The following is a 23,544-nucleotide window of genomic DNA, read 5'->3' as shown; positions in this document are numbered from 1 at the left end:
CGTGGCCGGGTCCTTCTGACTACGCATCATTTCTGTTGCGGGCCTTGCGACGGAGAACGAGGCTCAAGGACGCGCAACGACAAAGGTCCTTCATTGAATCGTCACATCATTGCGTTGTTTGAGACACTTTAGCAACAATCGAATTGTGAAATCTGCGCTGCGGCGGCTTTGTCTCAACAGCTAAGTGCGCGAACATGAAAAAGCCCGCACAAGGCGGGCTTCTCAAACGATATTTCGGCGTTATCAGGCCGAAACGTTGGTCTTTTCGTCCGACCGCTCGGAGTAGATGTAGAGCGGCCGCGCCGCGCCCTTGACCACCTCGTCGGAGATGACCACTTCGCGCACGCCTTCGAGCGTCGGCAGCTCGAACATGGTGTCGAGCAGGATCTTTTCCATGATCGAACGGAGACCGCGAGCACCGGTCTTGCGCACGATTGCCCGGCGGGCGATCTCGCGCAGTGCGTCCTCGTGGAAGGTAAGCTCCACGTCTTCCATCTCGAACAGGCGCTGGTACTGCTTGACGAGCGCGTTCTTCGGCTCCGAGAGGATCTGGATCAGCGCGTCCTCGTCGAGGTCTTCCAGCGTCGCAAGGACCGGCAGACGGCCGATGAATTCCGGGATCAGGCCGAACTTGACCAGATCTTCCGGCTCCAATTCACGCAGCACTTCGCCAACGCGACGGTCTTCCGGCGCGCGAACCGTGGCGCCGAAACCGATCGAAGTCTTCTCGCCGCGGGCAGAGATGATCTTGTCGAGGCCGGCGAAGGCGCCACCGCAAATGAAGAGGATATTGGTGGTGTCGACCTGCAGGAATTCCTGCTGCGGATGCTTGCGGCCACCCTGTGGCGGCACAGATGCGACCGTGCCTTCCATGATCTTCAGCAGTGCCTGCTGCACGCCCTCGCCCGAGACGTCGCGGGTTATCGACGGGTTGTCCGACTTGCGCGAAATCTTGTCGACTTCGTCGATGTAGACGATACCGCGCTGTGCGCGCTCGACGTTGTAGTCGGCGGCCTGCAGCAGCTTCAGGATGATGTTCTCGACATCCTCACCGACATAACCGGCTTCAGTCAGCGTCGTGGCGTCAGCCATCGTGAACGGCACGTCGATGATGCGGGCGAGCGTCTGGGCGAGATAGGTCTTGCCGCAGCCCGTCGGGCCGACGAGCATGATGTTGGACTTCGCCAACTCGACGTCGCTGCCCTTGGCCGCATGCGCCAGGCGCTTGTAATGGTTGTGCACGGCCACCGAGAGGATGCGCTTGGCCTGCTGCTGACCGATGACGTATTCGTCGAGGACCTTGATGATTTCCTGAGGGGTCGGAACGCCATCGCGGGACTTGACCATCGAGGTCTTGTTCTCTTCGCGAATGATGTCCATGCACAGTTCGACGCATTCATCGCAGATGAAGACGGTCGGTCCGGCAATCAGCTTACGGACTTCGTGCTGGCTTTTGCCGCAGAACGAACAATAAAGCGTATTCTTCGAGTCACCGCCGTTGCTTCCGCTGACCTTGCTCATTTCCACTTCCTTCCAGCACGCCGGACACCTCAAGAGAAGCATCGCGGACCACTCAATTCGCCCTGTAGCCTATCCTCACGCAGGGCTTCCGGGAGTACTTACCGCACCAGGGCGACATGCCCGATGCGGCTGCAACGACTCTCCCAACTCATCCGAACACTATGCCCTCAGAATCCAACATAGCATTAACGGTCCATATTAACGGCTTTACCCTGACGATAAAGCCCTTGAGCCATTACAATTGTGTCACAATTACATCTATCGCGACACAAAAGCGCGTTATCAGGCCTGCTCCGCGCCTTCGATCTCTTCGCGCGAGGTCAGCACCTTGTCGACGATTCCCCACTCCAGAGCCTCATCCGCGCTCATGAAATGGTCGCGATCGAGTGTCTGCTCGACTTCCTCGTAGGTGCGACCGCAATGCTTGACGTAGACCTCGTTGAGGCGACGCTTCATCTTGAGAATGTCGCGGGCGTGGCGCTCGATATCGGAGGCCTGGCCCTGGAAACCGCCCGAGGGCTGGTGAACCATGACGCGCGCATTCGGCGTGGCAAAGCGCATATCCTTGTGACCGGCCGCCAGGAGCAGCGAGCCCATCGAGGCTGCCTGGCCGACGCAGAGTGTCGAGACCGCAGGCTTGATGAACTGCATCGTGTCGTAGATCGCCATGCCGGACGTAACGACACCGCCCGGAGAATTGATATAGAGCGCGATTTCCTTCTTCGGGTTTTCCGCCTCGAGGAAAAGCAGCTGAGCGCAAACGAGCGTCGCCATCTGATCTTCGACCGGGCCGGTTACGAAGATGATGCGCTCCTTCAGAAGGCGCGAAAAGATATCGTAGGAACGTTCACCGCGGTTGGTCTGTTCAACAACCATCGGCACCAGTGCCAGGGCGGTATCAACGGGATTTCTCATATCGAACCTTCATCAATCGGGCTCGCAAAACCTTTGCGAACCGGGAATCACGGGATTTGCCTTCTGTCCCTACATAGAGTGTCAACACCCTTCACTTCAAGTCGCGAAGCTTCGATAACCTTAATCGAAGCCCCGCATTACTGCGAAGTTCGGCGCTCCTCCACACATGGTTGTCAATAGCGCCTTTTTTCGCCGATATGCGCAGCGCATGCCGCCGCGACCAAGCATTTCACACAGGGTTCGACGACGTCGGTAAACGAACGGCAAATCCTGTGCCGGCACCGCCGCCTTCCTAGAGCTGGGACTCAATCGGCAGAATACGGATCAGGTTGGCAATCATGCGCCTGGCAAGGCTGGCATCCGGTTCGCGCCGCAGCAGCCGCTCGGAGCCTTCCGCGCGATCACGCCAGACAAGCCGTGAACCGTCCATGCCCAGCCGGTAGCTGATCGAGGGCGAGGTCTCCTCCTCGAACATGCCGGCGAGTTCGCCGGCGAGTGCAGCGTCCGCGAACACGACGCCCATTTCCGTGTTGAGCGACGCGGACCGCGGGTCGAAGTTCATGGAGCCGACGAAACCATGACGACCATCGACGACGAAGGCCTTGCTGTGCAGGCTAGCATTGCGGGCACCAAACAGCGACATGCGGTGTCCCTCGGCAACGTCCCCCTGCTCCTTCAGCTCGAAGAGCTCCACGCCGGCGCGCACGAGCTTGCGGCGATACTTGATGTAGCCACCGTGAACGGCCGCGACATCGGTCGCGGCAAGGGAGTTGGTCAGCACCGACACCCGTGCGCCTCGCGCGGCAATGGAGACAAGCTCCCTGGTGCCGGCGACGCCGGGGATAAAATAGGGCGAAATGATCCTGAGATCCCTCACCGCCGCCTCGATCAACGGGAAGAGTTCGCGCAGCAACCAGTTCTGGCGCCGCTGCATCAATGCCTTTTCCGGAGGGTCGGATGCCAGGCGGATTTCCGAACTCCAGTGAAGCTGCCGCCTGCCGTGGTAGATGTCGGCTTGCTGAACCGCCCCATCGATACGCTCTAGATAGAACCGGCCCGCCGGCGTCCGGGCAAGCCCGTCGACGGCCTCGCGGAGTGCCGGCAAATATTGCTTGCGGGGTGTGCGCAGCGCCGCAATCGGGAGGACTGAGGCACTGTTCCAATAGCGGTCGAACATCGCGGATGCCTGTTCCAGCACCGGCCCTACCATCCAGACATCGAGGTCGCGGAAGTTGGAGAGTTCGGCGGCATCGAAGTAGGCGTCACCGATGTTGCGTCCACCGGCAATCGCGACGCGGCCATCGGCCACCCACAGCTTGTTGTGCATGCGGCGGGTGGCGCTGAAGGCGCGGATCGCCATTTCGAAGCCGCGGCGAAAGCGGTCGGTGCGCGCCCGGCTCGGGTTGAACAGCCGCACGTCGATATTGGGGTGGGCGTCGAGCGCAATGCACATGCGATCGTGAATGCCGGCGTTGATGTCATCGAGCAACAAGCGGACACGCACGCCTCTGTCGGCCGCCGCCAGAATCTCGCGGGCCAGCAGAAGACCGGTCAGATCGCCCTTCCAATAATAGTACTGCAGATCGAGGCTGCGGCCGGCGCGCCGGGCCGCATGCGCACGCACGACCAGGGCCTCGATGTTGTCCGAGACAAGCGCCACGCCATTTGCGCCCAAATGCGCGGCAAGAAGCGGCGTGATGTGCCGGTCGAGGTCCGTACCCGCCTCAGCCACGGGAAGCGCCGTTGACGGTGGGCCATGCGGGCGCCGGCCGAACCGGCCGTAGATATAGAGGATGGCCGCAACGACGATACCGACGATGGCGGCGACGGTGATCAGAACGGAGGACAACATCGAAAGCTCGCCCCGCCGTCAGACCTGCCCCGCGCGACCGGCTTCGACGCGCTTGTCATCTCGATTGTCCTGCTGGGCGGTCTTCAGGGCGATCGACGCCTTGACCGGCAGATGGTCCGAGGCGATCCGCGCAAGCGGTGAATCATGCACGGCGACCGAGGTCACCAGACTGTGCGGGTTGCCAAGCACGCGATCGAGCGGCAGCAGCGGAAAGCGCGACGGAAAGCTCGCGACCGTCGCATGCGAAGGATCGAAAACCGGACTCAGAAACGACAGCGACGACCGCCGGCCCATGCGCCATTCGTTGAGATCGCCGATCAACAAGGTCGGCCGCCCGTTCGCGTCGGCTGCCGCCTCGAGGATCGCCTCGGCCTGCTGGGCGCGGGAATGCCTGAGAAGCCCCAGATGGGCAGCGATGATGCGCAAGGGTCCAACCTTCAGGTCGAGATCGACGACGAGCGCGCCACGCGGCTCGACGCCCGGAAGCTTCAGTTGACGGACATCGGAGACGGCACCCTCGCGCAGCAACAGTACATTGCCGTGCCAGCCATGCCCCTTGGCGGAAAAACCGGAGATCGGCACCGAGACGAGATGGGCCTCGCGCCGAATGTGTTCGAGATCGAGAAGACCGGCGCGCTCACCGAACCGCTGGTCCGCTTCCTGAAGCGCAACGATATCGGCACCCAGTTCGCCGATCACGTTGGCGGTCCGCCCAGGATCGAAGCGGCCATCGGTACCGACACATTTGTGGATGTTGTAGGAGGCGATGACGATATCCCCGCGGCTCACCGCAGCTTCGCGATGAACGACCGTGGGGCGCCGCTTGCGGATCGCTGCGACGATCCCCGCCGATAGACTGGACTGGTTTTTTGCCATGCCGCTCCCTGCCTGCTGCCCGCATCATTGCGCAAATAGGTCACCGGGCGCCACTGAAAAAGGGTCAGGGGGCGGAAGTTGTTTCGCAACTGCGTTGCCGCGTCGAACGGCTGGACGCCGGCCCTGCAGGAGCAGCGCCGGCGTCCATTGTCGGCAATCTCACTCAGTCGGCCGGCCCTGCAAACAGGATCAGATTTCGGTCCGGATCGAGCACGATGAAGGTGCGTGCGCCCCAGGGTTCCGTCCGCAAAGATTGATGAAAACGCACGCCAGCTGCCTGATAGGCCAGGAACAATTGCTTGATGTCATTGGCGGTTTCGAGCGTGATGGCAGCCGATAGCAGGTCTTCCCGCTCGCGAATGTCGCCGACGAAAACCGGTTCGCAGACAAGCCGCAGAGCGAGCCTGGCATTGTCTCGAACGACCTGCCCATAGAAGGGCGGCTTGCCGTAGACGAAATCGACGGAAAAGCCGAGCTTCTCCGTGTAGAAGGCGCATGAGGCCTTGATATCGGCGACAAACAGTTGTGCAGCGATCGATTGCAGCACCGGCTGCGACGTGGCGGGGATTGAGTGTGTGGTCACTGTCAGGGCTCCTGATTTGAGCGCCTGCCAACTGTCGAATCCCGATTGGCGCGCAATCAGTTCCTGCGCGTCGGCGAGCTTGAACTCCGACTTGAGAATTGCGTCGTCATCAAGTCCACGGTAACGCGGCAACGCAGCCCTGATCTCGGCCGCGACCGGATGGTACCGTTCGCGATGCCATTTGAGATACTGCTTCGCCTGCTTCTTCAGGTTTTCAAGGTTTGGCATGGGCGCAACTACGGTGTGTCTTCCGTAGGCGGGCGTTGCCCTTTCAGCCACTTGCCGATGCGCCCTACGCAGCGCCACGAGATTGACCGCCATCGCCGGCACTGTCAACGCCGTCCCGGTGTGAGCGGAGGGATATCAGCACTTGCCGGCCGAACGCCGGTTCCCGTAGAAATAGGCATCGATCCAAACCTGGGAAGAGCCCGTTGCATGCTTGCCATTACCATTGACGGCGCCCAAAGGCGCGTTTCCATCGACGCGCGCGATCCCGCCTTCTACCGTGAGCCCCGCGCCGCCTATGCCGAGATCCACGCGCAATGCCCGGCCTTCTTCTGGGAAGAGCGGCAGCAATGGTATTTCGCAGGTTATGACCAAGTGAACGCACTGCTCCGCGACCGACGTTTCGGCCGGCAGATCCTGCATGTGGCGACGCGCGAAGAAGTGGGCCTCCCGGCACCGAAGCCACATCTCAAGGAATTCGACGCCCTTGAGGAGCATTCGCTTTTGGAACTAGAGCCGCCAGCACACACGCGGCTGCGCACGCTCGTCAACCGGGCCTTCGTCTCGCGGCAGATCGAGCAGTTGAGACCGGATATCGAGCGGCTGTCGCATGCCTTGATCGATGGCTTTGCAAGCGATGGTCAGGTCGAATTGCTGAAGACCTTTGCAGAAGCGCTTCCCGTGACGATCATCGCCCGCATGCTCGGCATTCCCGTCGACGCGGCGCCCGACCTTCTCGACTGGTCGCACCGCATGGTCAAAATGTATGTCTTCAACCCGAGCTACGAAACCGAACTCGACGCCAATCAGGCTTCTGCCGACTTTGCCGATTATCTCCGAAAGATCATCGCAGAGAAACGCCGCAACCCCGCCGACGACCTGCTGACGCACATGATCACCTCGGAAAAGGATGGCGAGCGGTTGTCGGATGCGGAACTGGTCTCGACCACCGCCCTCCTCCTTAATGCCGGCCACGAAGCGACCGTGCATCAGATCGGCAATGCCGTCAGGACCATTCTGCAATCGGGACTTTCCGCCGAGGATTTGTTTGAGACGCAAGCGGCAACGGCGCTAACGATCGAGGAGTGTCTGCGCTTTGCAGCACCTCTGCACATTTTCCAGCGTTATGCCCTGTCGGACCTCGTACTCGATGATGGCATCTCGCTGCGAAAAGGGGACAAGATCGGGCTGCTGCTCGGGGCTGCAAACGTGGACCCGAAAAAATTCACGGACCCGAATGCATTCCGGCCGACGCGCGACGAAGGCGTAAATGTCTCCTTCGGGGCGGGTTTACATTTCTGCATCGGGGCGCCCCTCGCCCGGCTGGAGCTCAATCTCTCGCTGCCAATCCTGTTTCGGCGGCTGCCGAATATGCGGCTGAAGAACGAGCCCGAGGTGAAGGACGCCTTCCATTTTCACGGTCTGGAGCGCCTCGACCTCGTCTGGTGAGCCGCACCGGAGGCCGTCCGGCCGCCGGTGCCTGGATGCTTAGAGGCGGATGACGTAATCCTTGCGGGTTGTCTCCACCACCTCCCACGTGCCTTCGAAGCCGGGGCGCAGGATCATGCTGTCGCCGGCACGAAGATGCGCCGCCTCGCCACCATCCTGCGTGACGATCGAATAACCGGAGATGATGTGGAAGTATTCCCACTCCTCGTAGACGATCCGCCATTTTCCGGGCGTTGATTCCCAGACCCCGGCATAGAGGCCGCCATCGGCCTCCTCCAGGTTCCAGGTCCGGAACTGCGGTGCCCCGGAAATCAGCCGCTCGGCTGCCGGCGTACCGGTTTCCGCCTCGACGGAAGACAGATCGAACTTCTGCATATTCGTCATCTTGGCACCTTTACGGGAGGCGCTACCTCCCTTCCTGTATCAGAGCTTTGCCAGCGACTGCTCGAGATCCGCGATGATGTCGGAGACGTCCTCGATGCCGACCGAGAGGCGCACGACGTCAGGACCGGCACCGGCTGCCACCTGCTGCTCGGGTGTCAGCTGGCGATGGGTCGTCGAGGCCGGATGAATGACGAGCGAGCGGGTGTCGCCAATGTTGGCGAGATGCGAGAACATTTCCAGCCCTTCGACGAAGCGCTTACCGGCCTCGTAGCCACCCTTGAGGCCGAAGGTGAACACGGCACCGGCACCCTTCGGCGAATAGCGCTGCTGCAGTGCGTGGTTGGGGTCGTCCTCCAGCCCGGCATAGTTCACCCACGAAATCTTGTCGTGCGTCTTCAGCCACTTGGCGACCGCGAGTGCGTTGTCGCAATGGCGCTGCATACGCAGCGGCAGGGTCTCGGAACCAGTCACCAGCATGAAGGCGTTGAAGGGCGAGATCGCCGGACCGAAGTCGCGCAGGCCGAGGACGCGCGCGGCGATGGCGAAGGCGATGTTGCCAAAGGTCTGATGCAGCACGACGCCGGCATACTCCGGACGCGGTTCGGACAGCATCGGATACTTGCCGGACTTCGACCAGTCGAAGGTGCCGCCATCGACGATGACGCCGCCCATGGAGTTGCCGTGGCCGCCGATGAACTTGGTCAGTGAGTGCACGACGATGTCGGCGCCATGCTCAAGCGGCCGCAGCAGGTATGGCGTCGCCATGGTGTTGTCGACGATCAGCGGCAGCTCGTGCTTGCGGGCGACCTCGGCGATCGCCGCGATATCGACGAAGGTGCCGCCGGGATTGGCGAGGCTCTCGATAAAGATCGCCTTGGTGCGCCGATCGATCTTCGCCTCGAAGGAGGCCGGATCGCTCGGATCGGCCCAGCGAACCTGCCAGTCAAAGGACTTGAAGGCGTGGCCGAACTGGTTGACCGAGCCGCCATAGAGCCGGTTGGCGGCGACGAAATTGTCGCCCGGGCTCATGATCGTGTGGAAGACGAGCAACTGGGCAGCGTGACCTGAGGCAACGGCGAGCGCCGCGGTGCCGCCTTCGAGCGCGGCGATGCGTTCCTCGAGAACCGCCTGCGTCGGGTTCATGATGCGGGTATAGATGTTGCCGAACTGCTGGAGGCCGAAAAGGGCTGCGGCATGGTCGGTGTCGTTGAAGACGAAGCTCGTCGTCTGGTAGATCGGCGTCGCCCGTGCGCCCGTGGTCGGGTCGGGCTGCGCCCCCGCATGAATTGCGAGCGTGTTGAAACCAGGATTGTCTTTCGTCATTCACCCCTCCCATGATCAGAGCCCGACCGCCTGCTGGCAGGTCAAGAACGCTCTATCATCTTGAATCTGCGCGTTATCCGCGAGCGAACCTCCGCGGTTCAGCGCGGAAGCCGCGGCACTATTCCAGAGCCACCGCACGCGGTCAAAGAGGATTTTACGAAACTGACGGTTGCGTGGCTGCAGGCGGTACTTGTGGAAGAGATGTCAGCCGATCAGGCGCGGATACTCGATTGCCGGACAGCGGTCCATGACGACCTTGATCCCGGCGGCCTCCGCCTTCGCCGCTGCACCGTCGTGCCGCACGGAAAGCTGCCCCCAGATTGCCTTGGGCAGTGCGTCCAGTGCCAGGATCTCGTCGACGAGTGCCGGAAGCGCATCGGCGGCGCGGAAGACATCCACCATGTCGATCGGCTCCTTGACGTCGGCGAGCCTGCCGAACACCGTCTGGCCCTGGATGGTCTTGCCGACGTGGCCGGGGTTGATGGGGATCACCCGATAGCCCTTGCGCAACAGGAACGCCATGACCCTGTGGCTCGGCCGCTCGGCATTCGGTGAGGCGCCGACGAGGGCGATCGTCTTGGTCTCGCGCAGGATGTCAGCGAGATAATAGTCCGGATAGGCGTCGTGGTTCATTAAGGCTTCGGGTCCATTCCATTTAAACGATTGTATAATGATGCCGAGGTGCAGCGAGTCAACTGTGCGGTCCGCGACCACGCGTCAAGCCGAAGACAGCGGCCAGCGTGAGACTTTCCGATTGATTTTGCGGCCAAGCGGCGCGACAAGCTTCACAAAGCCTGCCACATCGTTTTCCGAGGTCCGATCTTGCCCGTTGAAGTCATTGCGCTCGTCCTGTTCGGGGCGTTGTTGCACGCGACCTGGAATGCCCTGGTCAAGGCAGGTTCGGAAAAATCGCTCGATGCAGCGATGATCGCACTCGGGGCAGCCGTCGTCGCAATCCCGTTCCTGCCCTTGCTGCCCCTGCCCAAACCGGAAGCCTGGCCTTACATCCTGGTTTCCGCACTGTTCCAGTTCGCCTATTTCCAGCTTGTCGCCGCCTCCTATCGCGCCGGCGATATCGGCCTTGTCTATCCGCTGATGCGCGGGACCGCGCCCTTGATCGTGGCTGCCACTAGTGGCGCGCTGATCGGTGAGGAGCTTGCGTTCGGCACGATGCTCGGCATTCTGACGATCTCGGTCGGCGTGCTCACGCTCGCCTTCGAGTCCAGAAAAGGCGGCAGACACGCGATCGTGCTCGCCCTTCTCAATGCCTGCGTCATCGCCAGCTACACCTATGTCGACGGCATCGGCGCGCGCATCTCTGGCAATGCGATTTCCTACACATTATGGATGGCGCTGCTGCCACCGGTGCTGCTTTTCACCTGGGCCTTTGCCCGGCGCGGCATCAAGCCCGTTGCCCGCCATGTCTACAAGAACTGGTGGCGGGGCCTCATCGGCGGCGCCGGCTCGATCGGCGCCTATGGACTTGCCCTGTGGGCCATGACCAAGGCGCCGGTCGCGACCGTCGCCGCGCTCCGCGAGACCTCGATCCTCTTTGCCGTCGTGATCTCGGTGGTGTTTCTCAAGGAGCCGGTCAGCGTCTGGCGCATCGCCGCTGCCTGCGTCATTGCGCTTGGCGCCCTGCTTCTGAAGCTCGCATGAGTCTCAGTCCTCCTTCCACTCCGGCATGCGCTTGCCGAGGAAAGCGCCGATGCCGTCTTCGGCATCACGCGCCAGCATGTTCTCGACCATCACGCCGACGGCGTAGTCGTAAGCCTCAGGCAGGTCCATCTCCGCCTGGCGATAGAAGGCCTCCTTGCCGATCTTCAGCGCCTGCGGCGACTTCGAAGCGATCACGGCGGCGTATTTGTCGACGACCTGGCGCAGATACTGCTGCGGCACGATGCGGTTGACGAGACCGAAATCCTTGGCCGTCGAAGCGTCGATGGTCTCGCCGGTCAACAGCATCTCCATCGCCTGCTTGCGGTGTGCCGCACGCGTGAGCGCGACCATCGGCGTCGAGCAGAAGAGACCGATATTGACGCCGGGCGTGCAGAAGGTGGAACTGTCGGTGCAGATCGCGAGGTCACAGCTTGCGACGAGTTGGCAGCCGGCTGCCGTTGCCAAGCCATCGATCTCGGCGATGACGGCCTGCGGCAGCCGTGTGATTTTCAGCATGAGATCGGCGCACGGGCGGATCGTCCGTTCGAAGAAGGCCCTGCCGCGGTCGTCGTCTTCGCGGTGCGCAGTCATTTCTTTCAGATCGTGACCGGCAGAAAACAGCTTGCCCGTGGCGGCGAGCACGACGACCCTGATGTCATTGGAAGTGGCGACCGCATCGAACTCAGCGTGCAGCGCCTCCATCATGGCGATCGACAGCACGTTGGCCGGCGAGTTGTTGAGCGTCAACCGCAGCACCGGCCCGGAGCGTTCGCTGAGCAGCAGGCCATTCGGCTCTTCTTTCTTGAACGATACGACTTCGGCCATCTTCTTCTCCTGAAACTTGAACTCGGGCTTGGTGGTACGCCGGACGCGCCTGCGGTGCAAGGTGACCGGAGAACCGGTCGGCGCATGTATCTAAGACCTTTTTCCGCCTTGCGTCCCGCCGCGGGTCGGTCTCAGGTGGCGGCGGCAATATTGAAGGATAGAATGGATGACCACCGAGCCGATCATGACCGTCGACGACCTCAACCGATTTCTCGACACGGATTTTCCGCAGGTCCACACCGATGGCAAGGTCTTTCACGTCACGGCGGTCGGCCCCGGCTTTGCCACCATGCGGCTCGATCCGAACGAACGGCACATCCGGCCGGGCGGAACCGTCTCCGGCCCTACCCTCTTCGCGCTTGCCGACGTTTCCGCCTATATCGCGCTGATCGCCCATATCGGGCCGGTTGCGCTTGCCGTCACCACCAATCTCAACATCAACTTCCTGCGCAAGCCCGAGCCGGAACCTCTGGAATGCACCTGCCGCATCCTGAAACTCGGCAAGCGGCTTGCCGTTCTCGACGCATCGATCGTCAAGGTGGGCGGCGACGATCTGGTCGCGCATGCCACGGCGACCTATTCGATTCCGCCGCGATAATTTGTGGTAACAAAATACCATACAAGTAACATATTGTTTTTACTTACCTTTATTTCCATCGTGCAGATTTCACGTTCTTGACGCTTGTTTCGCTCTTGCGTATAAGCTGCCGCAGATCGCGGTCCTTACGGGCCGCTTTCTCTTTTGTCCGGGAAACCGGGCAAAACCAAGCAACAAGAAACGCCCAGCGGTTCGCCGCTCGGGTCCAAAGAAAGAGTTTTGATATGGCAACCTTCGTTCAGAAGCCTGCAGAGGTGGAGAAGAAGTGGATCATCATCGACGCCGAAGGCCTCGTTGTTGGTCGCCTCGCTTCCCTCATCGCAAACCGCCTGCGCGGCAAGCACAAAGCTACCTTCACCCCGCATGTTGACGACGGCGACAACGTCATCGTCATCAACGCCGAGAAGGCAGTTCTGACGGGCAAGAAGTACACCGACAAGAAGTACTACTGGCACACCGGCTACCCCGGCGGCATCAAGGAGCGCACCGCTCGCCAGATCATCGAAGGCCGCTTCCCGGAGCGCGTCATCGAGAAGGCCGTCGAGCGCATGGTTCCGCGCGGTCCGCTCGGCCGTCGCCAGATGAAGAACCTGCGCGTATACGCAGGCGCCAACCACCCGCATGAAGCACAGCAGCCGGCCGTCCTCGACGTCGCCAAGCTGAACAGCAAGAACACAAGGAGCGCCTGATAATGGCTGACCTTTCCGCTCTCAAGGACATCGCCACGACCGCGGAACCGGCTGCTCCGGTTCACGTCAAGAAGGTCGACGCCCAGGGTCGCTCCTACGCGACCGGCAAGCGTAAGGACGCTGTCGCCCGCGTATGGGTCAAGCCGGGCACCGGCAAGATCACCATCAACGGCAAGCCCTACTCGGCTTACTTCGCCCGTCCGGTTCTGCAGATGATCCTGCAGCAGCCGATCGTCGCTGCTGCCCGTGATGGCCAGTTCGACATCGACGCGACCGTTGCTGGCGGCGGTCTCTCCGGCCAGGCCGGTGCCGTTCGTCACGGCATCTCCAAGGCACTCACCTACTTCGAACCGGGCCTGCGCTCGGTTCTGAAGCGCGGTGGCTTCCTCACCCGCGACAGCCGCGTGGTCGAACGCAAGAAGTACGGCCGTGCGAAGGCACGTCGTTCGTTCCAGTTCTCGAAGCGTTAATCGCTTCCAAACTGCGACACTTGGAAAGGCGGAGCTTTGCTCCGCCTTTTTTTGTTATCATCCGACGCACCGTGTCCAACAACGTCGCCCCACCGAGGATCGCATGACAAGCTCCCCCGTCGCCAAGACCCCAGAGCCGCCCTATTACATCGTCACCTTCGCCTCGCGCCGCACGGCCGGCGATCACGGCTACGACAAGATGGGAGAGGAAATGGAGCGGCTTGCGCGCGAGCAGCCCGGTTTTCTCGGTCTGGAAAGCGTTCGCGGCGCCGACGGCTTCGGCCTCACCAATTCCTATTGGGCGAACGAGGAGAGCATCGCGGCGTGGAAAAGCGACGTCCGGCATCTGACCGCCCAGCGGCTCGGCCGCGAGCGCTGGTACGAGGACTATCAGGTGCGCGTCGGCAAGATCGAACGGCAATACGGCTTCGAGCGCTGACACGGTCAGTTCGTCGTTCAATGAATGATGACCTCACCGGTCGGTCTTGAACGACGCAATCCCGGACGGAAAACCGCTTCGCACTTTTCCTGGAATTGCTTCAGATCGGCAGCTCGGTCGTCGATTTGAGTTCACGCAGGACGAAGCTCGACACAACGGTGCGCACGTGCGGATTGCGCATCAGATAGCGCGTCATGAAGGCATCGTAGCTTTCGACATCGGTGGCGCGAATCTTCAGCATGTAGTCGAAGGTGCCAGAGAGCGCGTAGCACTCCATGATCTCCGGTCGGTCCCGAACCAGCGCCGAGAAGGCCGCGATCGCCTCGTCATGGTGATCTTCCAGCGTCACATGGGCGATGATGCAGAGTTTCAAATCGAGCTTTGCCGGGTCGAGCAGCGCCACGCGCTTGCGAATGACGCCGTCCGTCTCCAGTTCCTGCAGCCGCCTCCAGGCCGAGCTCTGCGACATTCCGGCCTTTTCCGCGAGTTCCGAAAGAGACTGACCGCTATCGGCCTGAATCAGCCGCAACAGCTTTCGCAACGGTTGAAAATTTTCCTTCACATCGGACGACATTTCGAAATTTCCTCCCGTCAACGGGCCGCAATCTGGCAACTGTGAAACAAATACTCGCTCCAGTCGCGATACAATTGCAACAACAGAGTTGTTTTGACGAAGAGGAGACGTCATGACGAAGGAAAGCACCTACACTGCGAAACTACCGGAGCCTGACGGCACCTATCTCTACACTCCGGAAGAAGATGCGATCTGGGGCGAGCTTTATCAGCGGCAGATGAATCTCCTCGCCGACAAGGCCTGCGACGAGTATCTGGAAGGCGCAAGGACGCTCGATCTCGGCCCGCACCACGTGCCGCAGTTGAAAGACGTGAACCGGCGCCTCGCCGAAACCACCGGCTTCGGCGTCGAAGGCGTGCCGGCTCTTATTCCGCCGTCCCGCTTCTACGAGCTTCTGTCCCAGGGCAAGTTCCCGCTGGCGACCTTCATTCGCCGCCGCGAGCATATCGATTACATCGAAGAGCCCGATATCTTCCACGAAGTCTTCGGTCACTGCCCGCTGCTGACCAACCAGAGCTACGCCAATTTCGTCCGGCGCTTCGGCGAAAAAGCCGTCTCGCTTGGCAAGGGCTATTCCTGGCACATGTTCCGGATCTTCTGGTTCACCGTCGAGTTCGGTCTGATCAACACGTCGAAGGGCCGCCGCTGCTATGGCGCCGGCATCGTTTCTTCGCCGAACGAGACACGGAATGCCATGGAAACGCCAGGCATCGAGTTCCGCCCGTTCGACCTGATGACCGTGCTGCGCACGCCCTATCGCATCGATATCGTGCAGCCGATCTACTACGTGATCGACAGTTTCGCTCAGCTCGAAACGATCATCGAAGAGGATATCGCCGCGCGCATCACTGAAGCGAAAGCGCTTGGCGACTTCGCCCCGACCTACGAGGCCAAGGCATCGTAATCGCCGAAGAATCGGCCGGCAGGCCCTTGCCTTGCCGGCAACGATTGTCCAACGTCTCGCCACGAGAAGTAGAGCGGAATGGCCGACCACAGCGCCGACATACCGCGCGCAAGCAGAGGCGGGACATGGCCAACAGGACAATCGATCACGCGCTGACGGCGCGCTCTCTCACATCGGCGGCATCCGACCCGACGCATGCCGGCATTCTCTCCTTCATGCGCCGCAAGTATTCGAAGCAATTAAAGGGCGTTGATGCCGTTGTCTGGGGCATTCCTTTCGATGCCGCCACCTCGAACCGCCCCGGAGCCCGCTTCGGGCCGCAGGCGGTCCGTCGCGCCTCGGCGATCTTCGACAACGATCCACAATACCCGTTCGAGCGTGATCTCTTCGCGCAGATGGCGACCATCGACTACGGCGACTGCCTGCTCGACTACGGCAATCATTCGAAGACGCCGGTAACGATCGAGCGCGAGGCGGCCAAGATCATCAGGAGCGGCGCCTATCTGCAGACGCTCGGCGGCGACCATTTCGTCACCTATCCGATCCTGAAGGCGCAGGCGGCTCTCCACGGCCCCCTCGCCCTCGTGCAATTCGACGCCCACCAGGATACCTGGCCGGACGAGCGCGGTCGCATCGACCATGGCTCCTTCGTCGGTCGTGCCGCCCGCGAGGGCCTGATCGATACCGACGCTTCGATCCAGATCGGCATCCGTACCCACGCGCCGGAGGATTGCGGCATTCGCATCCTTTATGGCTACGACGTCGAAGAGATGGGTGCTGCCGAGATCGCCGAGACGATCATAAGGCAGGTCGGCGAGCGCAAGGCGTATCTGACCTTCGACATCGATTGCCTCGACCCCGCCTATGCACCCGGCACCGGCACCCCGGTCGCCGGCGGCCCATCGAGCGCCAAGATCCTGTCGGTATTGCGCAAGCTCGGCGCGCTGACGGTCGTCGGCAGCGATGTCGTCGAAGTGGCGCCGGCCTATGACCATGCCGACGTCACCGCGATCGCCGGCGCGACGGTCGCGATGTACATGCTGGGGCTGCATGCGGAAAAGCTTGCAGAGCGCGCACCGCTTCGCTGAAGATAGCCGCTGCCGTTGCGATGAAGTGCTGCTGCTTATATAGAAGCAATGGGTCTGGCGGCGTCCCGCCGGCCTGTTGAGAAATTGATTCAATTCTATGCCAGAGTGATTCCGGAACGACCTCTAACCTACTGGCAGAACGGGAAAATCATGAAACCGAAGATCTTCATCGATGGCGAACACGGCACCACGGGCCTGCAGATCCGCACGCGCATGGCCGGCCGTAGCGATCTCGAACTGCTTTCCATTCCGGAAGCGGAACGACGCAACGCCGCGATGCGCGAAGATCTGCTGAACGATGCCGACATCGCCATCCTGTGCCTGCCGGATGACGCGTCGCGCGAGGCGGTTTCGATGGTTTCCGGCAACAACAAGGTTCGCATCATCGACACCTCGACCGCGCACCGCATCGCGCCCGATTGGGCCTACGGCTTTGCCGAAATGGACAAGGCGCAGCCGGAGAAGATCCGCAGTGCCCGTTGCGTCGCCAATCCCGGCTGCTATCCGACCGGCGCGATCGGCGTGATCCGGCCGCTGCGCCAGGCCGGCATCCTGCCGGACGGCTATCCGGTCACGGTCAACGCGGTTTCCGGCTATACCGGCGGCGGTAAGCAGATGATCGCGCAGATGGAAGACGAGGCCAATCCGGAGCACATCAGCGCGCCGCACTTCCTCTACGGCCTGCCGCTCAAACACAAGCATGTTCCCGAGATGAAGATGCATGGCCTGCTCGACCGCGCACCGATCTTCGCCCCGTCGGTCGGCAAATTCGCGCAGGGCATGATCGTCCAGGTCCCGCTCTATATCGAAGATCTCGCCGCGGGCGCGACGCTGGAAACGATCCATGCGGCGCTGGTCGAGCACTATGCGGGCCAGTCGATCGTCGAGGTCGTGTCGCTTGAGGAAGGCGAGAAGCTCGCGCGCATCGACGCGACCGAGCTTGCCGGCAAGGACACGATGAAGCTCTTCGTCTTCGGCAGCCGCGGCGGTAATCATGTGAACCTTGTCGCCCTGCTCGACAATCTCGGCAAGGGCGCATCGGGCGCGGCCGTCCAGAACATGGACCTCATGCTGTCGGCCTGATCAGCAATCGGCTGAAAACAAAAAGACCCCGGCGAACCGCTCGCCGGGGTCTTTCTTTTTTCCGGTATTTTACCGAACGTCAGTCCCGATACTGGATTGCCGTCGGTCGCAAATACTCGCCGTAAAAGCCGCGCCAGTGGGCGATGGCAAAGCCGAGCACAACGAGCGCGCCACCCTGGTGCGCCACGCCCCAGCCGACCGGCACCTGCAAGACGAGCGTGGTGATGCCGATCACCGCCTGGACCGAGACGAGCAGGAAGAGGAGCACCGAGCGCCGCGCATGGGTGGTTTCGGGCGCTGCCCTCAGCGAGGCGATCATGTGCATCAGCGCGAAGGCAAAGAGCACGTAGGCGCCGATCCGGTGAACGAACTGCACAGTCTTCGGGTTCTCGAACAGATTGATCCACCAGGGCTGCTGCAGGAACAGGTCCTGCGGGATGATGGCGCCATCCATCAGCGGCCAGGTATTGTAGCTGAAACCGGCATCGAGGCCGGCGACGAGCGCGCCGAGATAGATCTGGAACAGGCTCATGAGCGCGATGATCATTGCCATCTTGCGCGAACGATCTGTGGGCGCCGCGTCGTTGGAATGCGGGCTGAGCCCGCGCAATATCCACATGCAGGCGGCAAAGATCAGACAGGCGATGACGAGGTGTGTCGCCAATCGGTACTGGCTGACTTCGGTCCGCTCGACGAGGCCGGAAGATACCATCCACCAACCGATGAAGCCCTGAAAGCCGCCAAGCGCGAGGATGCCAAGAAGTGGCATCCGGAGCTTGCGCTCGATCCGGCCGGTCAGCCAGAAGAACGCGAGCGGCAGCGCGAAGATTATGCCTATGGTGCGGGCCAGCAGGCGATGCGCCCACTCCCACCAGAAGATCGTCTTGAACTGCTCGACCGACATGCCGGCGTTAAGCTGCTGGTACTGTGGAATGCGCTGATAGAGCTGGAACTCTTCTTCCCATTCCTCCGCAGAAAGCGGCGGGATCACGCCGTGAATCGGCTTCCATTCGGTGATCGACAGGCCGGATTCCGTAAGCCTCGTCGCGCCGCCGACGAGCACCAGCGCAAAAAGGGTGAAGAGCACGACCGCCAACCAACCGCGGATCTGCCGGCGGTTACGGTCGGTTCTGCTGATCTCGTTTCGAAGCATCTGTTCTGTCGCCAATTCGACGCCGGCCATCATTTTCCCTCTGGTATTGCAGGGTTGTCGGCGGAGCGACCGGACGGATCAACGGTCGCACCTCTCTGAAAGCCGTTGATTTGCACCAGAGCGGCATGCAAAACAAGGCCGAAACCTTTGCGGCATGCCGTCGCGGCCGGCCATTGTGCCATTTGAAAGAAATGAAATGCCCGTACGCCTCAGAAAGTTGATCGGCACGATCCTGATCATCATCCTCGTCGTCGTCTATGCGCTGGCCGCTGTCACCTTCGCCTCGCTGCTGCTCGGGGCGTCGCCTTGGTGGGTGCACCTTGCCTACTTCTTCTTCACCGGCCTGCTCTGGATATTGCCAGCCATGCTGATTATCAAATGGATGGAAAAGCCGGCGCGCGATCGCTGATCCCCCGGCGCGGTGGACATCCGAGGAGACGCCCATGAGGCTTGCGGTAATCGCTGATATCCATGGCAACGACCTCGCGCTTGAGGCCGTGCTTGCCGACATCGATACGCTCGGCATCACCGACATCGTCAACCTCGGCGATCACTTGAGCGGCCCGCTCAATGCCGCGCGGACCGCCGACATCCTCATCGAACGAGGGATCCCTTCGATCAGAGGCAATCACGATCGCTATCTCCTGACCATCGATCCCCGCAAACTGGGGCAGTCGGATCGCGCGGCATACGATCAATTGCAACCGCAGCACCGCGAATGGCTGGCCACCCTGCCCGTCGCACACGTCCACAAGGAAACGTTCTTCCTGTGCCATGCGACGCCGACGGATGATGAGACCTACTGGCTGGAGGCACTGACGAGCGACGGCACGGTCCATATGGCGGCTCGTTCGGCAATCGAGGCTGAGGCCGCCGGCATCGACTACCCGGTGATCCTCTGCGGACACACGCATATCCAGCGCGCCGTCCGCCTCTCGGACGGCCGCCTTGTCGTCAATCCCGGCAGCGTCGGCTGCCCCGGTTATGACGACGACCAGCCCGTGCCGCACAAGGTCGAGGCGGGTTCGCCGGATGCGCGCTACGCCATCATCGAAAAGGCGGGCGCCGGGTGGAGCGTCACCTTCCGCAATGTCCCGTATGACTGGGCGGCGATGTCCCGGCTCGCGGCCAGTCGCAACCGACTGGAATGGGCAAAGGCACTCGCCACCGGCTTTCTCGACTGATCCGCCGTGCCGCTGGCCAGCGACGCTTCACGCTTTGCTAACTGCGTTCCCCGGTTATTCTTCACCGCCATACATGAGAGCTATCGCATTAAACGGATCGTAGCCGGCTTGAGGTTCAATCGCGCGGCAACAGGGACCGGATGGCACCTTCGATGACGAACTCCGATCTGACCATGGAAGGCTCCGGCGACCGCCGTCCGCGCACGTCCGTTCGTGTCGGGCCGACCGACGCCACTGGCCGGTTCGAGATTTCGATCCATCGCACCATGGAGCCGCTGGAAACTGAATGGCGTACGCTCGACAGCCTGGCCGCCAATTCGCTTCATCACGCCTATGACTGGTGCCGCGCCTGGAAAGAAACCCACAACAGCGACCTCCTGTTGCTGCGCGCTGCCTTCAATGGCGAGCTTTTCCTCATTCTGCCGCTGGAGATCAGGCATGGTCGCCTGTTTCGAACGGCGCGCCTGATCGGAACGGAACACAGCAACCTCAACACTGGGCTCTTTACCGCCGAAGCCTCGGCGGCCATGACGCCGGCGCTTGCGCATGCTTTGGCCCGCGATGTCAGTATGGCGTTAAACGGCGTTGCCGACATCCTCATGCTCGAACGGGTACCCTGCGAATGGCGTGGCAGCCCCAGCCCCTTTGCCGCGCTTCCTGGCGTCGCAAACCCCAATGCTTCGTTCCAGCTCCCCCTCCTCGGTAGCATCCAGCACACACTGGCGCAGATCAACGCCAAGCGGCGGCGCAAGAAGATGCGCATCTCCGAGCGACGCCTGGCGGAGATGGGTGGCTACGACTACGTGGTTGCTCGCACCCCCGACGAGGCGCAGGCGCTGCTCGATACCTTCTTCCGGCAAAAGGCGACACGGTTTGCGGCACTTGGCCTTCCCGACGTTTTCCAGCAAGCCGAGACAACGGCCTTCTTCCACGCGCTCGCAGCCTCTCAGGATGGTGACCCGCAGCTCATGCAGTTGAACGCCATCCGGCTTAAGGGTGAACATGACGGACAAGTCGTCGCCGTCGCCGGGCTTTCGTTGAAAGGCGACCATGTCATCTGCCAGTTCGGCTCGATCGACGAGGTGCTGGCAGGCGATGCAAGCCCGGGTGAATTGTTGTTCTACCGGATGATCGAGCGTCTTTCGGTCCAGGGTGTGCGCCTGTTCGATTTCGGCGTCGGCGATCAACTCTACAAGCGATCGTGGTGTACGATCGAGACGCCATTGCGTGACATCATATTGCCGGTAACGCTTCCCGGACACCTTGCCGCCTTGCGCCATCATCTCGTCGTGCGCGCAAAGGCGGCGGCCAAGTCGAACAAGGCCGTCTACGCTCGCCTGCAGCGAGCGAGACGGTTCAGGCAAGGCAGAGGCGATTCACGAGGCACCCCGGACTAAGCTGCAACGTCGCGCGCATGCGGGCCGCGGCGGTCATTCGCGACCGAGGCGCCGTCTTCCGATTAGGCAGCATCCCGGTCGGGATATTCCGGGCCGGGTTCGACCTGCCCGGTCATCAGCACGATGTCGCGATAGCCGGCCGCGCCAAAACCGGTCAGCACCTCGACGATGCGTTCATCGCTGACCGACGGCGCCGACAGGATGATCTCTGCACTATCGCGCCCGGCGATCTTCTCGACAGCCATCTCGTCCGCCGGACCGCACTCGACCAGAACGAGATCGTAGGCGTTGGTCAGGGCGTCGATGATCATCTTTAGCCGCTCGATGCCGCGCATCGCCTGCCGTGGGTCGGCATCGCCCTGGGGAATGACGTGAGCGTCGGAGAAACGATCGGCGTGGATCGTATCCGTGAACGGCACTTCACCGGCCAGCAGGTTGGTGATCCCGGGAAGCTGTGGTGAGCGCGCCATAAGGCGCGTCGGGCAGGCCGATCCGGTCAGATCGATCAGCACCACCTTCACATCGTCCTCGGCCAGCAGGCGTGCCAGCATGACGGTTGCGGTCGATCCTTCGTCTCCACCCGGAGAGACCGAAATTGCAACGCGTGCACCTGCGGCGCGCAGATGTTCCGCAACCGCTTCGATGGAGAAATCCGGTTCGGTGGCTGCTTCTGTGGTGTCCGTGTCCATAGCCGGTGCTTCCGCTGCCGGAAGCAGGTCGACTGCGTCATCGACCAAGGGCGCCACTTCGGGTACCGTTTCGGCGGCGACGATCGGGGTATCGGTCGCGCTTGCGGCCAAAGCCGGCCGGGGTCGCATCGGGGCAACCCGCTCGCCGCTTGCCGAGACGGGCCGCAACGCCCGGCCGCTGAACAATTCCCCCAGCATGATCACGACGCAGCTCAACAGGAACGTCGCGAGCGCGGCGACAATGGTGATCGGCAGAACTTTCGGGAAGCTCGCGCTGGTCGGAACCACCGCGGTTGAAATCACGCGCGCATCGGCAGGGGTCGCATTCTCCACCGTGCGCGAGGTCGCCTCGCGGTAGCGGGAGAGATAGGTTTCGAGCAACTGCCGCTGAGCGGTCGCCTCGCGCTCGAGCGCACGCAGCCCCACCTCTTCTTCACCGGCCTGGGCCGATTGAGCCTTCAGCCCATTGAGTTGCTGGACAAGCTGCTGTTCGCGCAGTTCACCGACCTTCGCCTCATTTTCGAGGCTCGTCAGGATCTTGTGCGTCTCGGTACGGATCTGGCCACGGATGCCTTCAAGCTGCGACTTCAGCGCCCTCAGGCGCGGGTGTCCGTCAAGCAAGGTCGTAGAAAGGTCGGCGACCTGTGCCTGCAGGTTTGCCTCGGTCTCCTTGAGGCGCTGAATCATCTGCGATCCGACGACATCGGCGATCGTGTCCGGTGCCCGGCCGCTCGCAAGCGCCGAGCGCACGCCCGCAGCGCGCGCTTCGGCGTTCGCACGCTCACCGCGCACGCGGGCCAGCTCGGTGGAGATATCCGTCAGTTGCCGTGTGGCAAAATTCGTCGTCTCGCCGGTCGGCAACAGATCCGAAGACGCGCGATAGGCGGCAACCTTCGCCTCGGCATCCCGCACCTTCTCGCGCAGATTGGCAATCTCGGGCTCCAGCCAGCGGGTCGCCTCGGAATTGGTGTCGAGCTTCGCCCCGCTTTGCAGCGCAAGGAAGACCTTCGCCATTTCGTTCGGGACGGTGGCCGCGAGTTGGCGATCCTTTGAGGTGAAGGCGATCGCGATCACGCGCGACTTTTCGACCTGATAGACCTGGAGCTTTTCATTGAACTCCTTGAGAACTCTTTCTTCCGGCGCCAGTTCCAGCGGATTCTTCTTGAGGCCGAGCATCACGAGGAGGTCGGAAATCGCCGAGGGCGCCGACGACGGGTCGAACTCCTTCAGCTCATAGAGCTTCATGTTGCGGGCGACCTGCTTGATCAGGTCGGCCGAACGAAGCACCTGCACCTGGCTCAGAATTCCGGATTCGTCGAAGACGCGATCTGCCCCAGCCTGGGAAGCCTGGTTCGGGCCGCTGAATTCCGGCTCGCGCGATTCGATCAGCACGCGCGTTTCGCTCTGATAGTCCGGCGAAATCATTTTCGCCGCACCGAAGGCGAGTGCGGCCACACAGGCCGTTGCGAGCAACACCTTGACGCGCCGATCCCAGACGGCACGAAACAGGCCGCCGAGGTCGATATCCACATCCTGTTGACCGCTGCCGCTTCCCGACATGCTACTGGCTCCGAACCTTCAAATTTTGCCGGAGGGTAAATGAACATGGTAACGCAAGGGTTAATGCAATCAACTTCCGGACGATAAACCCCTCCCCTCTGCAG

24 protein-coding genes are annotated in these 23,544 nt (G+C 61.8%); 12 read left to right on the top strand and 12 right to left on the bottom strand.

The window, feature by feature from the left end; translation table 11 throughout:
* Positions 1-243 precede the first annotated feature (243 nt).
* The 5 genes from clpX to LAC81_RS04970 form a co-directional block, all read right to left on the bottom strand.
* Positions 244-1,521, bottom strand: coding sequence for an ATP-dependent Clp protease ATP-binding subunit ClpX (gene clpX, locus LAC81_RS04990; RefSeq protein ID WP_077961578.1), 1,278 nt, complete (start codon positions 1,519-1,521; stop codon positions 244-246).
* 282 nt (positions 1,522-1,803) lie between these two features.
* A complete protein-coding gene (locus LAC81_RS04985) occupies positions 1,804-2,436 on the bottom strand; it encodes an ATP-dependent Clp protease proteolytic subunit (RefSeq protein WP_113536938.1) in 633 nt (210 codons plus the stop codon).
* Positions 2,437-2,728: 292 nt separating this feature from the next.
* Entirely contained in the window at positions 2,729-4,288 is a 1,560-nt protein-coding gene (locus LAC81_RS04980; RefSeq protein WP_223726955.1) for a phospholipase D family protein, read from the bottom strand.
* 18 nt (positions 4,289-4,306) lie between these two features.
* Positions 4,307-5,164, bottom strand: coding sequence for an endonuclease/exonuclease/phosphatase family protein (locus LAC81_RS04975; protein ID WP_223726954.1), 858 nt, complete (start codon positions 5,162-5,164; stop codon positions 4,307-4,309).
* Between the two features lie 163 nt (positions 5,165-5,327).
* Positions 5,328-5,975, bottom strand: coding sequence for a VOC family protein (locus LAC81_RS04970; protein WP_223726953.1), 648 nt, complete (start codon positions 5,973-5,975; stop codon positions 5,328-5,330).
* Between the two features lie 207 nt (positions 5,976-6,182).
* Here LAC81_RS04970 and LAC81_RS04965 point away from each other — a divergent pair, with 207 nt between their 5' ends.
* Positions 6,183-7,421, top strand: coding sequence for a cytochrome P450 (locus LAC81_RS04965; protein WP_223726952.1), 1,239 nt, complete (start codon positions 6,183-6,185; stop codon positions 7,419-7,421).
* Between the two features lie 39 nt (positions 7,422-7,460).
* Here LAC81_RS04965 and LAC81_RS04960 read toward each other — a convergent pair whose 3' ends face one another.
* The 3 genes from LAC81_RS04960 to LAC81_RS04950 form a co-directional block, all read right to left on the bottom strand.
* A complete protein-coding gene (locus LAC81_RS04960) occupies positions 7,461-7,805 on the bottom strand; it encodes a cupin domain-containing protein (protein ID WP_223726951.1) in 345 nt (114 codons plus the stop codon).
* A 39-nt stretch (positions 7,806-7,844) separates the two neighbouring features.
* On the bottom strand, positions 7,845-9,128 hold the full coding sequence (locus tag LAC81_RS04955) for an O-acetylhomoserine aminocarboxypropyltransferase (RefSeq protein WP_223726950.1): 1,284 nt from the start codon (positions 9,126-9,128) through the stop codon (positions 7,845-7,847).
* A gap of 204 nt (positions 9,129-9,332) precedes the next feature.
* A complete protein-coding gene (locus LAC81_RS04950; RefSeq protein ID WP_223726949.1) occupies positions 9,333-9,761 on the bottom strand; it encodes a CoA-binding protein in 429 nt (142 codons plus the stop codon).
* Between the two features lie 189 nt (positions 9,762-9,950).
* Between LAC81_RS04950 and LAC81_RS04945 the strand changes: the two genes are divergently transcribed.
* Positions 9,951-10,787: a DMT family transporter gene (locus LAC81_RS04945; protein WP_223726948.1), complete on the top strand. Its 837-nt coding sequence runs from the start codon at positions 9,951-9,953 to the stop codon at positions 10,785-10,787.
* A gap of 3 nt (positions 10,788-10,790) precedes the next feature.
* Here LAC81_RS04945 and LAC81_RS04940 read toward each other — a convergent pair whose 3' ends face one another.
* On the bottom strand, positions 10,791-11,612 hold the full coding sequence (locus LAC81_RS04940; RefSeq protein WP_223726947.1) for an enoyl-CoA hydratase: 822 nt from the start codon (positions 11,610-11,612) through the stop codon (positions 10,791-10,793).
* 166 nt (positions 11,613-11,778) lie between these two features.
* Between LAC81_RS04940 and LAC81_RS04935 the strand changes: the two genes are divergently transcribed.
* The 4 genes from LAC81_RS04935 to LAC81_RS04920 all read left to right on the top strand — a co-directional run bounded on the left by LAC81_RS04935 (position 11,779) and on the right by LAC81_RS04920 (position 13,808).
* Positions 11,779-12,210: a PaaI family thioesterase gene (locus tag LAC81_RS04935; protein ID WP_223726946.1), complete on the top strand. Its 432-nt coding sequence runs from the start codon at positions 11,779-11,781 to the stop codon at positions 12,208-12,210.
* A gap of 224 nt (positions 12,211-12,434) precedes the next feature.
* Positions 12,435-12,899 (top strand): 50S ribosomal protein L13, encoded by a 465-nt coding sequence (rplM, locus tag LAC81_RS04930; protein WP_057252379.1) that lies wholly within the window; start codon positions 12,435-12,437, stop codon positions 12,897-12,899.
* Positions 12,900-12,901: 2 nt separating this feature from the next.
* The gene (gene rpsI, locus LAC81_RS04925; protein ID WP_113536927.1) at positions 12,902-13,369 is read left to right on the top strand and encodes a 30S ribosomal protein S9; all 468 of its coding nucleotides are present in this window, start codon (positions 12,902-12,904) and stop codon (positions 13,367-13,369) included.
* A gap of 103 nt (positions 13,370-13,472) precedes the next feature.
* Positions 13,473-13,808, top strand: a complete 336-nt coding sequence (locus LAC81_RS04920) for an antibiotic biosynthesis monooxygenase family protein (RefSeq protein WP_223726945.1) — start codon at positions 13,473-13,475, stop codon at positions 13,806-13,808.
* Between the two features lie 100 nt (positions 13,809-13,908).
* Here LAC81_RS04920 and LAC81_RS04915 read toward each other — a convergent pair whose 3' ends face one another.
* Positions 13,909-14,382: an Lrp/AsnC family transcriptional regulator gene (locus LAC81_RS04915; RefSeq protein WP_113536925.1), complete on the bottom strand. Its 474-nt coding sequence runs from the start codon at positions 14,380-14,382 to the stop codon at positions 13,909-13,911.
* A gap of 112 nt (positions 14,383-14,494) precedes the next feature.
* On the opposite strand from LAC81_RS04915, the gene LAC81_RS04910 reads away from it, so the two are divergent.
* The 3 genes from LAC81_RS04910 (at position 14,495) to argC (ending at position 17,457) form a co-directional block, all read left to right on the top strand.
* A complete protein-coding gene (locus tag LAC81_RS04910) occupies positions 14,495-15,286 on the top strand; it encodes a phenylalanine 4-monooxygenase (protein ID WP_223726944.1) in 792 nt (263 codons plus the stop codon).
* Between the two features lie 125 nt (positions 15,287-15,411).
* A complete protein-coding gene (speB, locus tag LAC81_RS04905) occupies positions 15,412-16,374 on the top strand; it encodes an agmatinase (protein ID WP_223726943.1) in 963 nt (320 codons plus the stop codon).
* 150 nt (positions 16,375-16,524) lie between these two features.
* Positions 16,525-17,457, top strand: coding sequence for an N-acetyl-gamma-glutamyl-phosphate reductase (gene argC, locus LAC81_RS04900; protein ID WP_223726942.1), 933 nt, complete (start codon positions 16,525-16,527; stop codon positions 17,455-17,457).
* A gap of 79 nt (positions 17,458-17,536) precedes the next feature.
* Here argC and LAC81_RS04895 read toward each other — a convergent pair whose 3' ends face one another.
* The gene (locus LAC81_RS04895; protein WP_223726941.1) at positions 17,537-18,640 is read right to left on the bottom strand and encodes a COX15/CtaA family protein; all 1,104 of its coding nucleotides are present in this window, start codon (positions 18,638-18,640) and stop codon (positions 17,537-17,539) included.
* Between the two features lie 166 nt (positions 18,641-18,806).
* On the opposite strand from LAC81_RS04895, the gene LAC81_RS04890 reads away from it, so the two are divergent.
* The 3 genes from LAC81_RS04890 to LAC81_RS04880 all read left to right on the top strand — a co-directional run bounded on the left by LAC81_RS04890 (position 18,807) and on the right by LAC81_RS04880 (position 21,191).
* A complete protein-coding gene (locus tag LAC81_RS04890) occupies positions 18,807-19,019 on the top strand; it encodes a DUF2842 domain-containing protein (protein ID WP_113536920.1) in 213 nt (70 codons plus the stop codon).
* Between the two features lie 34 nt (positions 19,020-19,053).
* Complete coding sequence (locus tag LAC81_RS04885; RefSeq protein WP_113536919.1) at positions 19,054-19,794, top strand: metallophosphoesterase family protein; 741 nt, start codon at positions 19,054-19,056, stop codon at positions 19,792-19,794.
* A 152-nt stretch (positions 19,795-19,946) separates the two neighbouring features.
* Positions 19,947-21,191 carry a GNAT family N-acetyltransferase gene (locus LAC81_RS04880; protein WP_113536972.1) on the top strand — a complete coding sequence of 415 codons (1,245 nt, stop codon included), beginning with the start codon at positions 19,947-19,949 and terminating at the stop codon, positions 21,189-21,191.
* Between the two features lie 62 nt (positions 21,192-21,253).
* On the opposite strand, the gene LAC81_RS04875 is transcribed toward LAC81_RS04880, so the two are convergent.
* Positions 21,254-23,440 carry a GumC family protein gene (locus LAC81_RS04875; protein WP_223726940.1) on the bottom strand — a complete coding sequence of 729 codons (2,187 nt, stop codon included), beginning with the start codon at positions 23,438-23,440 and terminating at the stop codon, positions 21,254-21,256.
* Positions 23,441-23,544 lie beyond the last annotated feature (104 nt).

The organism is Ensifer adhaerens (genome assembly GCF_020035535.1).
GTDB lineage: Bacteria > Pseudomonadota > Alphaproteobacteria > Rhizobiales > Rhizobiaceae > Ensifer.
This window is presented reverse-complemented; position numbering and strand designations above follow the sequence as displayed.